Raw genomic sequence first — 13,426 nt, 5'->3', positions numbered from 1 at the left:
GCTCAGATCGCCCAGCCGCCCAGATAAAAGCCCACTAGCACCGCCGCGATCGCCACCGTGCCGACATTGAGCTTGCGATACTCGCCGCTCACCACCCGGCCGATCACCAGCGTCGCGAAGCCGAGCATGATGCCGGTCACGATATTCGCGGTCAGCACGATGAATACCGCGCATACGAGGCCAGCCATCGCATCGACCATGTCGTCCATATGCAGCTTGCTGACGTTCGACAGCATCAGCAGCCCGACGTACATCAACGCGGGCGCGGTCGCATACGACGGCACCAGTGCGGCGAGCGGCGAGAAGAACATCACGACCAGGAACAGCAGACCGACCACCGCTGCCGCCATGCCGGTCTTCGCGCCGGCCGCGACGCCGACCGTCGACTCGATATAAGCCGCCGCCGGCGCGCCGCCGAGCAGGCCCGAGAAAATCGAGCTCAGCGAATCGGCGGTCAGCGCGCGGCCGCCGTTGATGATGCGACCGTTTTCGTCGAGCTGGCCCGCCTGCCCCGCGACCGCGCGGATCGTGCCGGTCGCGTCGAACACCGCGGTCATCACGAGGGCGAGCACGCTCGGCAACACCGCCATCGACAGCGCGCCCTTCACGTCCATCGCGCCGATCAGCGATGCATGGCCCGGCGCCGACAGCGACGGCACCGCGAAGATGCCGTGAAACGCGACGGCCGGATCGATCGCGAGGGCGAGCGCCGAAATCGCGACGATCACGATCAGGATCGAGCCCGGCACACGGCGCCGCACCAGCCCGAAAATCGCCGCGAGCCCCACGACCGACATCAACGCGGGCAACGACGTGATATGGCCGAGCGACACCGGCAGGCCCGCGCCCGGATTCTTCACGACGAGGCCGACATCGTTCGCGGCGATCAGCAGCAGAAACAGACCAATGCCGATGCCGGTGCCGTGCGCGATGCCAGTCGGCAGATTGCGCAGGATCCACGACCGCACGCCGGTCACCGAAATCGCCGTGAACACGACGCCCATCAGAAACACCGCGCCGAGCGCGACGGTCGGATGCAACCCCTTGCCAAGCACGAGGCCGAACGCGGTGAACGCGGTCAGCGAGATCGCGCAGCCGATCGCAATCGGCAGACGCGCCCACACGCCCATCAGCAGCGAGCCGAACGCGGTGGTCAGACACACCGCGACGAACACCGCGCTGGTATCGAAGCCGGCCTTGCCGAACATGCCTGGCACGACGAACACCGAATAGACCATCGCGAGGAAGGTCGTGACGCCTGCGACGATCTCCTGGCGCTGCGTGCTGCCGCGCGCGGAGATGTCGAAATAGCGATCGAGAAAGCTTTTGCCTGAGGATTGAGCGTCGAATGATTCAGCGTCGAACGCTTCGGTCGCGACTTCGGGATTCGCGAGTGCCTGGGGTTCCATCATGGTGAGTGACTCCTTTATCAGCGCACTGAAACGGCTACCAGGGGCGGCCGTCATCAGGTTCGTCTCGTGGATTTGTTTATCGGTACCGCTTTTCTGTCTCGCAATGTAGGCGAAGACAAATATGTGTCCAATCGCATGGATGGCATGCCGGACATGTCGCGGGTCTTATATCGCTGACGCGACGGCAAAGCGCGAGCAGGCGCCGCGCGTTTACACCTACGGTGCCGGCGTGCCCCGAGACCTCGATTGACCGCGGATTCAGGCCGCTTTCCCTGCGTGCGGCGTATTCGCCGCCACGCGCAGGCAGCCGCGAAAGCCCGGGCCGCGCGGCAGCGCAGGTTAAACTCTGGGCCGTACCTCATCCAACCGCGGCGGCCCATCGCGCCCGTCCGCCTCAGCCCGTGGAGTTTTTCCTGATGACTGGCGGTTTTTCGCGCCCTCCGCGGCGTCTGCCGATCGGCCCGCTTGATTCGCTTGATCCGGCTGCCCTCGCCACCGCGATGACCGCGCTCGACGTACGTCGTCTGTTTCGTCTGCTGTGCACCGCCGCCGCGCTGTTCGCGCTCGCCGCGATGTCCGGCTGCAGCAGCCTGCTGTGGGGCACGCATCAGGCGCCGATCGTCGATGCGACGGTGATGCCGGTCGAGCCGGCCAGCGCGCCGGTCGCGGCGTCCGCGCCGGAGCCGGTCGAAACCGAGACCGCCGAAGAGCCCGAGCAGCCGAAGAAGCCAAGGAAGCCGATCTTCAAGCCGCACAAGGTCGAGCCGCCGCCGCCCGTCGTCGCGCCTCCGCCGCCGCCTCCCCCGCCGCCGCCGCTGATCGTGCTGCGCACGATCGAGCGCAGCGACGCGCGCACGCTGCTCGACAGCCAGGTGCAGAAGCCCGATGGCAAGGTGGTCGGCCGCGCGGTCGACATGATCGCCGACGCGGCCGGCAAGCCGCACGAGATGGTCGTCAATCTGCAGGGCTTTCTCGGCGTCGGCGATCGCAAGGTGAACTTCCCGTGGGGCGCGTTCCGCTTTACGCCGACCGCGAAGGGTCCGCCGATCACGCTGAACGCGACGGCGGTGCCCAACACGGCGCCCAAATCCGACGCACCGCAATTGCTGCCGCTGCTCGACGCGACCGTCGAGCGCTCGAACGGCGCGAAGGTGGGCCGCGTCGTCGATGTGCTGATCGACGCTAACGCGCAGCCGCAGGCGGTCGTGCTCGACGTCAGCGGCATGGTCAGCACGGACCGGCGCACGATCGCCGCGAACTGGTCGGCGCTGCGTTTCGTCACGCGCGATAAGGAGCTGCGGCCGCTGCTCGATCTGAGCGACGCGCAGATCAACGCGACGCCGCCTTATGCGAGCGACAAGCCGATCCGCGCGGTGTCGCCGGCCCCGCCGCCCGCCGCCGTAGCTCCCACGGCTCCGGCCGCGTCCGCTGCCGCGGCGGCTTCGCCGCCGGCCGCCGCATCGACGGCGGTGGCAGTGTCCAACGCACGGGCGGTCCGATGACGGTCCGCACCCAGGTCACGACGCGCAGTCTGCGCGCGCTCGATTGGCTCAACTTCTTCGTCGCCAACGTGCAAACGGGCTTCGGGCCATTCATCGCGTCGTATCTCGCATCGCATAAATGGACGCAGGGCGAGATCGGCATGGTGCTGTCGGTCGGCACCATCAGCGCGATGGTGAGCCAGGTGCCGGGCGGCGCCGCGGTCGACGCGCTGCGCAACAAGAAGGCCGCCGCCGCGTGGGCGATCGGCGCGATCATCCTCAGCGCGATGCTGCTCGCCGTGAGCCCGACCGTGTTGCCGGTGATCGCCGCCGAGGTGTTCCACGGCTTCGCGAGCTGCATGCTGACGCCGGCGCTCGCGGCGATCTCGTTCGCGCTGGTGGGCCGCGCGAATCTCGGCGACCGGCTCGGGCGCAATGCGCGCTGGGCATCGATCGGCAGCGCGGTCGCGGCCGGTCTGATGGGCCTGTTCGGCGAATACTATTCGCCGCGCGCGGTGTTCTTTCTGACCGCCGGCCTCGCGGTTCCCGCGCTGTTCGCGCTCTCGATGATCCAGCGCACCGACACGATCGAGCTGCCGAAAGCCGCGCCGACGCCCGAGCAGGTCGAGCGGCGCGAAAGCCTGCGCGCGCTGCTGCGCGACAAGCGCCTGCTGCTGTTCGCCGCGTGCATCGTGCTGTTCCATCTGTCGAATGCGGCGATGCTGAATCTCGCGGCCGGCGAAGTGACGGCCGGCATGGGCGATAACGTGCAGCTCGTGATCGCGGCGTGCATCATCGTGCCGCAGGCAATCGTCGCGATGATGTCGCCGTGGGTCGGGCGTTCGGCCGAACGCTGGGGGCGCCGGCCGATCCTGCTGCTCGGTTTCAGCGCGCTGCCGATCCGCGCGCTGCTGTTCGCGGGCATCAGCAGCCCGTATCTGCTCGTACCGGTGCAGATGCTCGACGGTCTGAGCGCTGCCGTGTTCGGCGTGATGCTGCCGTTGATCGCCGCGGACGTGGCCGGCGACAAGGGCCGCTACAACCTGTGTATCGGCCTGTTCGGACTCGCGGCGGGCATCGGCGCGACGCTCAGCACGACCGCGGCCGGTTTCATCGCCGATCGCTTCGGCAATGCGGTGAGCTTCTTCGGCCTCGCGGCGGCGGGCGCGCTGGCGGTGCTGCTGGTGTGGGCGGCGATGCCCGAGACGCGCGATGCGTCGGCCGGCAACGGCAACGGCGATGGCGCGCCGGTGACGGATCATGGGGAGTCGACCGCGCGGTGAGTTGGGATCAGGCGAGGCGTTGATGCGGATGAGGCTCGGTCACGCGCAGCGACGTACGAAAGCCCAAGCCTCGCCGGACCAGCACCAACCGTCATGCGGCAAATAGCAGAAAAGGCGCGACCGGGTCGCGCCTTTTCTTTTTCAACCACCGGAAATACCTGGGCCGCGAGTGACAGCATTCACATCAATCGATCGGCTTGCCCGCCGTCTCGCGCATAAACGGCAGCGGCAGCAGCGACACCAGGCTGCAACCGATCAGATACCACGCCGGCGCCAGATTGCTGCCCGAAATCTGGATCAGCCACGTCGCGAAAAACTGCGCGAAGCCGCCGAAAATCGACACGCCGAGACAGTAGACGACCGACATGCCGGTCGCGCGAATCGCGCGCGGAAACAGCTCCGGCAACATCACGATATTGGGCACCGCGGTGAACGTGACGACGAGCGCGAGACCGGCGACCACCGCGAGCAGCACCGGCACCGTCGGCGCCGCGTTGATCGTCATGAACGCCGGATAGACAGCCAGAATCAGCAGCACGCGCGACACCCACAGCACGCGCTTGCGGCCGATGCGATCGGACAGCATGCCGGCGAACGGCGAGCAGATCACCGTGACGACCGCGCCGGTCCACGCGGCCCACAACGCCGACGCCATCGGCAGATGCAGGATCCGGATCGCGTAGGTGGACAGATAGAACAGCACGATGTAGTTCGCCGCGGTGCCGCCGATTGTCGTCACCACGCCGGTCGTGATCGAGCGCGCGTGATCGCGGAACAGGTCGCGGACCGGCTGCGAGGTGGGTTGTGAAGCTGGCTGCGAGGCGGATTGCGAAGCCGGCCGCGAACCGGAGTGTGAACCATGCACGCCCACGCTGTTCACCGTTTCACCCTCGACGCCAGGCAAGGTCTCGTCGAGATGGCGCCGGATATAGATGCCGATCGGCCCCATCGCCATGCCGATCACGAACGGCACGCGCCAGCCCCAGCTTTCCAGCGCGGCCGGCGCCAATGTCGAGGCCAGCGCGACGCCGAGCAACGAACCGACCACCGTGTTCAGCCCCTGGCTCACGAACTGCCAGCTGCCATAGAAACCGCGCGTGCGATCGCTGCCGTATTCGAGCAGCAGCGCCGTCGACGCACCCACCTCGCCGCCCAGCGCGAAGCCCTGCACCAGCCGCGCGAGAATCACCAGCAGCGGCGCGGTCACGCCGATTGCCGCATACGGCGGCGCAAACGCGATGATCGCGGAGCCGAGCGTCATCAGCCACAGCGTCAGGCTCATGGCGGCCTTGCGTCCCGCGCGATCCGCATACGCGCCAAGCACGATGCCGCCCACCGGCCGCATGATGAAGCCGACACCGAACGTGCCGACCGCGAGCATCAACTGCACGAGCTGACCTTCGACCGGGAAAAACTGCTTGCCGATGATCGTCGCGAAAAAGCTGTAGATCGTGAAGTCGAAAAATTCGAGGCCGTTGCCGAGGGTGATCGCGGCGATCGCCTTGGCGTGGCCGAGCCGTTTTTCGGGCGGCGCGGCGGCCGAAGTCGCGGCGCGATCGGCGCGGCCCTCTGAGTCGAGTGCATCGAGCGCATCGGCGCCCACGGGTCGCGGTGTGGCGGAATAGTCCATCTGTGTCTCCATCGTTTTTTTGCCAGAGCGGCGCCGCGTTGGCGAGCGCTAGCGCTTCTGCCGTGTGATGCGCTTTCGCGTCCTGCGTCGCGCGCGTCAAACCAGAAACGTCTGCGCGAGCTTCACCCAATACGCGGCACCGGTCGCGAGGCAAGCGTCGTTGAAGTCGTAGCCGGGGTTATGGACCATGCAGCCGCCCTCGCCGTCGCCATTGCCGATGATCAGATAGCTGCCCGCGCAACGTTCGAGCAGGAACGCGAAGTCTTCGCTGCCGGTGAGCGGCTGCATGTCGCGGATCAGACCGTCCTCGCCAAGCCAGTCGAGCGCAACCTGACGCGCGAGCGCGGTCATTTCCGTATCGTTGACGAGCACCGGATAGCGGCGCTGATAGTCGACCTCGGCGCGCGCGCCGAACACCGCCGCCTGGCCGGTCGCGACCGCCGTGATGCGTTCCTGCAGATGGTCGCGCACCTCGGGCCGCAGCGCGCGCACCGACAGACGCATTTCCGCGCTTTCCGGAATCACGTTCGGCGCTTCGCCCGCGTGAATCGAGCCGACCGTGATGATCGCCATGTCGAGCGGTGCGATATTGCGCGACACGATCGCCTGCAACGCCAGCACGATCTGCGCGCACACAACCACGGGATCGATGGCCTTGTGCGGCACCGCGCCATGGCCGCCGCGCCCGGTCACCTTGATGATCACCGTATCCGACGACGCCATGAACGAGCCCGGCAGAAAGCCGAACTTGCCGGCCGGATGTCCGGGCATGTTGTGCATCGCAAACACGGCATCGCACGGGAACCGTTCGAACAGGCCGTCTTCGAGCATCTTCTTCGCGCCGGCCAGACCCTCTTCGGCCGGCTGAAAAATCAGATTCAACGTGCCGTCGAATGATTTTTCGCGCGCCAGGTGCTTCGCCGCGGCCAGCAGCATCGCGGTATGGCCGTCGTGGCCGCACGCGTGCATCTTGCCGGCCACCTTGCTCGCGTACGGCAGACCGGTGGTTTCGTGGATCGGCAGCGCATCCATGTCGGCGCGCAGGCCGAGCCGGCGCGTGCCGTTGCCGAGCTTCAACTGACCGACCACGCCGGTCTGCCCGAGCCCGCGATGCACGGTGTAGCCCCATTCCGTCAGCCGTTCGGCGACCAGATCGCCGGTCGCGAACTCTTCGTAAGCGAGTTCCGGGTGCGCGTGGATGCGGCGGCGCAGCGCGATCATTTCCTCTTCGACCTCGGCGATGCCCGCCGGAATAACCATCGTGTTCACGTCTGTCTCCGATGCAACAGGGTTAGCGTGAGCCGAGCATAGCCACGCCGATATTCGAGCGGCAGACGTAGAATCGTCACGACAGCAACCGCTGGTTGCCACCCTGGTCACGGATCGATCTGATGAAACTGCATCAACTCAGTACTCTGGCGGCGATCGCGGATACCGGAAGTATCCGGGCCGCGGCGCGCTCGCTGGGCCTGTCGCCGGCCGCCGTCACCAAGGCGATGCGCGAGCTTGAAGCCGACATGCGCGCGCCGCTCATCCTGCGCGGCGCGAGCGGTGTCGCGTTCACCGAGTTCGGCCGCGCGCTCGTCGTGCATGCGCGGCTCGTGCTCGGTCAGTTGCAGCGCGCGCAGGCCGAGATCGACGCGTTGCGCGGCGCGGCCGCCGGCAAGCTATCGATCGGCGTCACGCCGTGGGTCGCGCTGACTTTTCTACCGCCCGCGGTGCAGCGCTTTCGCGAGCGGATGCCAGAGGTGCAGTTGGAATTCTTCGAGGGCTTGCTTGCGGTCGTACAGCCGCGCCTGCGCGACGGCAGCCTCGATTTCTCGATCGGCCGGCCGCCGCCCGCGTCCCCGCAATCGGAGTTTCATAACGTGCCGCTGTTTTCGACGCATTCGGCGGTGGTCGCGCGCCGGGATCATCCGAAGGCCGGCTGCCGATCGCTGCTCGAACTCGAAGACGAGCAGTGGATCCTGAACTGGGACGCGGCGAGCCGCGAGTCGATGGCGGACAAGCTGTTCCGCCGCCGCGGCATGCGTGTGCCGCATACGATCCTGCTCGCGCATTCGCTGGCGGTCGTGCTCGGTCTGCTCGCGCGCACGGACATGCTGAGCATTTTTCCGTGGCCGCTCGTCGAGGTGTTGCCCGGAAGGGAAAACCTGTGGGCGCTGCCGCTGCGCGAGACCGTCGACGAAACGATCGTCAGCATCACGTCACGGCGCGGCGTGCCGCTGAGCCCTGCCGCCGAGTGCTTTCTCGACTGCCTGCGCGAGACCATCGACGAAAGCGCGCACTCGCAGGACCCGGAACAGCGCCGGCTGTTTCATTCGATCGAGCTGTTGCTGTAGCAGCGCCGGCCGCGCGCTCGCGCGGCTGTGTCAATCGAGATCAATCGAGAAATTCGCGGGCGCGCTGCCTGAGCATCGCGCTGAAATCGTCGAGCCAGCCGATCGACAGACGCCAGCTCTGCCAGTACAGATCGACGTCGATCGGCTTGCCCGGCGCGACCTCGACCAGCTCGCCGCGTGCGAGCTGCCCGGCGATCATCCGCTCCGGGCACATGCCCCAGCCGAGCCCCATCATGCAGGCACTCATAAAGCCGCTGACGTGCGGGATCCAGTGCTGCGGCGGGTCGATATCCGTGCGCGTGATGCGTCGCATAAAACGCTTCTGCAACTGGTCCTTCGGATCAAAATCGACGCACGGGGTGTGCCGCAAACTGTCGCGCGTGACGCCGTCGGCGAAATAGCGCGCGTGAAACGCGGGCGAGCAGACCGCCAGATAACGCATGCGGCCAAGCCGCACCGAACGGCAGCCCTGCACCGGTTCGGCCTGCGTGGTGACCGCGCCCTGCGCGCTGCCGTCGCGAATGCGCTGCGCGGTGTGGTCCTGATCGTCGATCACGAGATCGAGCAGCATCTCGCGCTCGACGCAGAACGGCGCGACCGCGTCGATGAACCACGTGCCGACGCTGTCGTTGTTGACGGCCACGCGCAGCGTCGGCCACGCCTCGACCAGCGCACCGGGCAGCGCCGGCAGCCGGCCGTTGAGCTCCGCTTCGAGCAGCAGCACGCGCTCGGTATGACGGCACAGCAGCGCGCCCGAGGTGGTCGCGACGCATGGCTGGCCACGCTTCACGAGCACGCTGCCGACCCGCTCCTCCAGTAGCTTGACCCGCTGCGATACCGCCGACGGCGTGACATTGAGCTCGCTCGCCGCGCGGTCGAACGAACCGTGGCGTACCACGGCGGCGAGCGCATCGAGCAACGCATAGTCGAGCATTAGCGTTCCTTAATCGGCATTAACTAAATTAGCTTCTCTTATGAGAGGCAAAACCGCAGACTAGCGCGGTTCGTTTGCTCCGTCTATCCCGCTCTCTTCGTTTTCTGGATCGTTTTATGAACTGGCTCTCCAACTGGCCGTCTTTTTCGCACGGCGCCGCGCTGTGCGCATCGCTGATCGTGACGATCGGCGCGCAAAACGCGTTCGTGCTGCGTCAGGGCATCATGCGCTCGCACATCGGCAAGATCGTGCTGCTGTGCACGCTGTCGGATTTCATTCTGATCGGCGCGGGCGTCGGTGGCGCGTCGGTGCTGATGGAGCGCTTTCCGCGCTTCGTTCATGCGATGCTGTATGTCGGGCTCGCGTATCTCGTGTGGTTCGGCGTGAGCGCGCTGCGCCGCGCGGTGAAGCCGGGTCATGCGGTACTCGACGCGTCGGCCGATGGCAGTGCAAATACTGCTGCAAACACCGGCGCAAATATCGGCGCAAATGGCGCGCCGCCCGTGCAACGCGCGCTGCCGATCGTGCTGATGACGCTTGCCTTTACATGGCTCAACCCGCACGTGTATCTGGATACGTTCCTGCTGATCGGCACGGCCGGCGCGCGTGAACCCGACGGCGCGCGGCTCGCGTTCGCGCTCGGCGCGATGGCGGTCAGCGCGGTCTGGTTCGTCGGGCTCGGTTACGGTGCGCGCATGCTGGCGCCGCTGTTTCGCCGCGCGAGTGCGTGGCGCGTGCTCGATGGCGCGATCGGCAGCATGGTGTTGTTGATCGCGCTGACGCAGTTGCGTTGAAGCGCGGTTGCGTTGAGGTGGAGTTGCGTTTGATGTGACGTCCGGCCGCGGTTGCGGTGTTCGTGGGCACACCTATTGCTCTATCTGGCTCGCCGGCATCTCGCCCGCGAAGGCCCATGAGCACACATGAAGCCCGCAACGGCTGGCCGTTCCAACGTCATATCAACGATCCACCGGTGGAGGCACCATGCTTCGATACGCTGTCATTTTCTTCATCATCGCCATCATCGCCGCGGTGTTCGGCTTTGGCGGCATCGCCGCAGGCGCAACCGAAATCGCGAAGATACTGTTCTTTATCTTTATCGTGATCTTCCTCGTCACGCTGCTGATGGGCGTAATCAGACGCTGACCGTTGCACGCGGGCCTGTGTTCACAGCGAGAGCGATCGAACCGCAGGCCCGCGGCGTGCGCCCGAAACGCATGCCCTTCGATGTACTCCGCATCGGCGCGTTGCAATAGTTGCCGAGCGACGTTGCAAGAGTTGCCGATGCATCGACTCTTCCTACGAAATTACGAAATCGCGCATTGCCGCGCAGGGACCGCATTGACTCCGTATGTGTCACGTCCCTGGCAACGCAATAGAGATATTCAGGCCGCGCACGCAACCGGCCGCGTCGCGTACAAACGCCGTGACCAGTTCGCCAGCGTGCGCGCCGCGACCGGCGGCTTGCTCAGAATCGCGCTGTCGTAGCACTTGCCGTCGAAGCGCGTGAAATCGACGATGCGAAACCCCTGCCTGCGATAGAACGCGACCAGATGCGCGGCCGGCTGCGGCGTATCGAGCGCGAGTTCCGCATAGCCTCGCGTCGCGGCCCAGTGCTCGGCGAAGGCGATCAGCAACGTGCCGATACCGCGCGCCTGCCACGCCGGCTCGACCGCGAATTGCCGCAAGCTCGCAACGTCGTCGTGCCGATACTGTTCGCACGATGCCATCGGATCCGACGCGTACAGCGTCATCGTGCCGACGATGCGACCTTCGCATACCGCTACGTAGCAATCGCCGCGCGTCGCGCGCTCACGCGTCGTCGTGATGGTCTGATCGACACACGTGCAGTTGAGTCCCTGTGCGCCGAGCGGCGCAAACGCGCGATGCAGCAGCGCGGTCAATGCGACGAACGAATCGCGCGACGCATCGAAGCGGCGCACTTCGACATGACCGGTGCGATGACCTACGTAGTGGACAGGAACCGATTGCGGCTGGATCGCGCGACGACGCTTCACGTTGAACACCTCGTGCTGACAGAATGCTCGAAGTGTAGGTTTGGCCCGCAAGCGTCTCAAGAAAAAATGTCGTAAAAACTCAGACAAATCACGGGATGTTTTCCGCTTCGTACAGACGCCGGCCGGCGGCGTCCTTGCTGCCGAGAATCGGCTCGAAGTCGATCGGCCATTCGATGCCGATATCGGGATCGGACCACAACAGGCAGCGCTCGAGTTCGGGAAACCAGTATTCAGTGGTCTTCCACACGCACTCGGCGACATCCGACAGCACGACGAAGCCGTGCGCGAATCCGGGCGGTACCCAGATCTGCCGCTGGTTGGTATCGCTCAGAAACTCGCCGCTCCACTTGCCGAAGTTCGGCGAATTGAGGCGCACGTCGACGGCCACGTCGAACACTTCGCCGCGCACCACGCGCAGCAGGCGCCCCTGCGGACGCTGCACCTGATAGTGCAGTCCGCGCAATACGCCGCGCACCGCGCGCAGATGCCGGTCCTGCACGAAGTTGAAACCCGGCGCGACGTCGTCTGCAAACTCGTCGGCGCTGAAAGTCTCGAAGCAGAAACCGAACTCGTCGACGAACACTTCCGGCTCGACGAGTTTGACCTCCGGCAATGCCGTCGCCATGACCTTGTTGCCCATCGCCACTGTGCTCGTAAAAAGGCTGGCCAGCGAAAACGCGGCCGCCCATGCGACCGCGTTCAACGGACGACGCGTGCCCGCCGCGCGGGCTCGCGTAACGCACGCTATGCAGACATGCTACGCCTCAGTGGCTGCCCGGCTACGGGCACGATACTCGGTTGGCGACAACGCCATGCGTTTGCGGAAAATCTTCGCGAGACGGTCACCGTTGCCGGTGCCGCTGCGACGCGCGATCTTGTCGACCGGCAGTTCGGTCTCGGTCAGGAAATTACACGCGATGCGCAGCCGCACCTGCAACAGGTAATCGGATGGCGTGACCTGCATCTCGTGCTTGAAGCGGCGCAGAAAATTGCGCTCGCTCATCGCGGCGACCTGCGCGGCATCGGCAACCGACACCGGACGATCGCAATTCGCCTCCATCCAGCGCGCGGCCGCGCGGATTTTTTCGGCGACGCTCAGCGTGCCGCCCTCGGCCGGCAGCGGCACCCACGACGCGGCCATGCCGGGCAACACGCGGTCGGCGACACTGCGCGCGAGTTCGGCGCCGAGATCGCGCTTGATGAACATCAGCGCGCTGCGTGCGCAGTCGTTGCGGTCGTTGGCCGCGCTGAACGCGCCTTCGCCCGCGGTGGCGCCCGGATAGCGGTTCATCAGCCCGTCGTGTTCGGTCGGGCCGGCCGCTTCGAGTACCAGCCGGCCCTCGCCGATCGTTTCGATTGCGCGGGTGCGCGATTGCACCGCGCGCAGCCAGTTGAGCAGCCGTTCATCGCGCGCGGCCGCGAGCGCTCCGTAGCCGCCCGCGATAAACAGCACGTCGAAGCCGGCGCCGAAGCGCGTATCGATCCGGTCGGTCCAGATGCGCGCCGACGACGAACTCGCGACGTTGCCGCCATCCATCGACAGGAACTGCACGTCATACGGTGGATCTTCGCCGGCTCGCGCGCCCGCGAGTTCGTTAGCGCTCTGGAACATCTCGACCACGGTACCGGGGCCGAGCAGCCAGAAGCCGTCGAACAGCAGGATGCCGATTCGCCGCGCTGCAGTACGTACATTCAAGGACGGCGTGTGAAGCCACGTAATTCTCGCGGTATCAAGGTGCATGTGCGGCATGATCTTTCCTCAAACGGTCGTACGTTATGGACCCCGATGCCCCGCAATCAGGCGGAACGAAAGAATAATTTATTACGACTGAAACGCAGCCAACGCGCTTAAAGGATTTAAGCGTGATGTTAGCGGAATGGACCGCTATAGTAAATTTGAAAAACGAATTTCATCATGAAAGCAATGTATGAGGAAATGCGTTTATTGCGCGTTTGATGATCGCGTTCAGGGGCCGTCCGCCAGCGCTCGATGCAGCCGTCACGTGTTCGATATCTTAACGCAAAGCCTTTACAGAAGCCTCTCACGGCGATTCGCATCAGTTCCCGGTAATGCGAAGCCGGGTGATTCGACAGTGCCCCTCACAGCCGGCCGTTCAGAAATGTTTCAAACCTGAACGGCAAATGACGGCGATATCCGACTTCAATCCGGCATTTTATTCGCAAAGCGGGAATTTACAGCTTGAGCAATAGGTTATTTCGACATATATCGGCAACATTGCAAATTAATATTTCAGCGAGAATTTATCGTCTGTTCAAAAATGTTTCTAGATTGAAACAGCCCTTTTTTATTCGTATGAATTAAGGCGGT

General features: G+C 65.2%; 12 protein-coding genes. 5 read left to right on the top strand and 7 right to left on the bottom strand.

What is annotated here, in order from left to right; translation table 11 throughout:
- Window positions 1–2 precede the first annotated feature (2 nt).
- Window positions 3–1,412 (bottom strand): NCS2 family permease, encoded by a 1,410-nt coding sequence (locus L0U82_RS06515; RefSeq protein ID WP_233829270.1) that lies wholly within the window; start codon window positions 1,410–1,412, stop codon window positions 3–5.
- Window positions 1,413–1,912: 500 nt separating this feature from the next.
- On the opposite strand from L0U82_RS06515, the gene L0U82_RS06510 reads away from it, so the two are divergent.
- Together L0U82_RS06510 and L0U82_RS06505 are read left to right on the top strand one after the other, a co-directional pair.
- A complete protein-coding gene (locus tag L0U82_RS06510; protein WP_233833159.1) occupies window positions 1,913–2,914 on the top strand; it encodes a PRC-barrel domain-containing protein in 1,002 nt (333 codons plus the stop codon).
- Window positions 2,911–4,176: an MFS transporter gene (locus L0U82_RS06505; protein ID WP_233829269.1), complete on the top strand. Its 1,266-nt coding sequence runs from the start codon at window positions 2,911–2,913 to the stop codon at window positions 4,174–4,176. The genes L0U82_RS06510 and L0U82_RS06505 overlap by 4 nt, the downstream gene beginning before the upstream one ends.
- A 184-nt stretch (window positions 4,177–4,360) precedes the next feature.
- On the opposite strand, the gene L0U82_RS06500 is transcribed toward L0U82_RS06505, so the two are convergent.
- Together L0U82_RS06500 and L0U82_RS06495 are read right to left on the bottom strand one after the other, a co-directional pair.
- Window positions 4,361–5,806, bottom strand: a complete 1,446-nt coding sequence (locus L0U82_RS06500) for an MFS transporter (RefSeq protein WP_233829268.1) — start codon at window positions 5,804–5,806, stop codon at window positions 4,361–4,363.
- A 96-nt stretch (window positions 5,807–5,902) separates the two neighbouring features.
- The gene (locus L0U82_RS06495; protein WP_233829267.1) at window positions 5,903–7,075 is read right to left on the bottom strand and encodes a M20 aminoacylase family protein; all 1,173 of its coding nucleotides are present in this window, start codon (window positions 7,073–7,075) and stop codon (window positions 5,903–5,905) included.
- 122 nt (window positions 7,076–7,197) lie between these two features.
- Between L0U82_RS06495 and L0U82_RS06490 the strand changes: the two genes are divergently transcribed.
- Window positions 7,198–8,148, top strand: a complete 951-nt coding sequence (locus L0U82_RS06490; protein WP_233829265.1) for a LysR family transcriptional regulator — start codon at window positions 7,198–7,200, stop codon at window positions 8,146–8,148.
- Between the two features lie 40 nt (window positions 8,149–8,188).
- On the opposite strand, the gene L0U82_RS06485 is transcribed toward L0U82_RS06490, so the two are convergent.
- Window positions 8,189–9,082: a LysR family transcriptional regulator ArgP gene (locus tag L0U82_RS06485; RefSeq protein ID WP_233829263.1), complete on the bottom strand. Its 894-nt coding sequence runs from the start codon at window positions 9,080–9,082 to the stop codon at window positions 8,189–8,191.
- A 116-nt stretch (window positions 9,083–9,198) separates the two neighbouring features.
- Here L0U82_RS06485 and L0U82_RS06480 point away from each other — a divergent pair, with 116 nt between their 5' ends.
- Both L0U82_RS06480 and L0U82_RS06475 read left to right on the top strand, forming a co-directional pair.
- Complete coding sequence (locus tag L0U82_RS06480; RefSeq protein WP_233829261.1) at window positions 9,199–9,876, top strand: LysE/ArgO family amino acid transporter; 678 nt, start codon at window positions 9,199–9,201, stop codon at window positions 9,874–9,876.
- Between the two features lie 187 nt (window positions 9,877–10,063).
- Window positions 10,064–10,225 (top strand): DUF1328 family protein, encoded by a 162-nt coding sequence (locus L0U82_RS06475; RefSeq protein WP_233829259.1) that lies wholly within the window; start codon window positions 10,064–10,066, stop codon window positions 10,223–10,225.
- Window positions 10,226–10,464: 239 nt separating this feature from the next.
- On the opposite strand, the gene L0U82_RS06470 is transcribed toward L0U82_RS06475, so the two are convergent.
- The 3 genes from L0U82_RS06470 to L0U82_RS06460 form a co-directional block, all read right to left on the bottom strand.
- Window positions 10,465–11,097, bottom strand: a complete 633-nt coding sequence (locus L0U82_RS06470; RefSeq protein ID WP_233829257.1) for a GNAT family N-acetyltransferase — start codon at window positions 11,095–11,097, stop codon at window positions 10,465–10,467.
- Window positions 11,098–11,185: 88 nt separating this feature from the next.
- The gene (gene rfbC, locus L0U82_RS06465) at window positions 11,186–11,737 is read right to left on the bottom strand and encodes a dTDP-4-dehydrorhamnose 3,5-epimerase (RefSeq protein ID WP_233833157.1); all 552 of its coding nucleotides are present in this window, start codon (window positions 11,735–11,737) and stop codon (window positions 11,186–11,188) included.
- A 117-nt stretch (window positions 11,738–11,854) separates the two neighbouring features.
- Window positions 11,855–12,847, bottom strand: coding sequence for a GlxA family transcriptional regulator (locus L0U82_RS06460; protein WP_233829255.1), 993 nt, complete (start codon window positions 12,845–12,847; stop codon window positions 11,855–11,857).
- Window positions 12,848–13,426 lie beyond the last annotated feature (579 nt).

Source organism: Paraburkholderia sp. ZP32-5, from assembly GCF_021390495.1.
Lineage (GTDB): Bacteria > Pseudomonadota > Gammaproteobacteria > Burkholderiales > Burkholderiaceae > Paraburkholderia.
The sequence above is the reverse complement of the archived record's forward strand: the minus strand, read 5'-3'. Positions and strand labels throughout refer to the sequence as shown.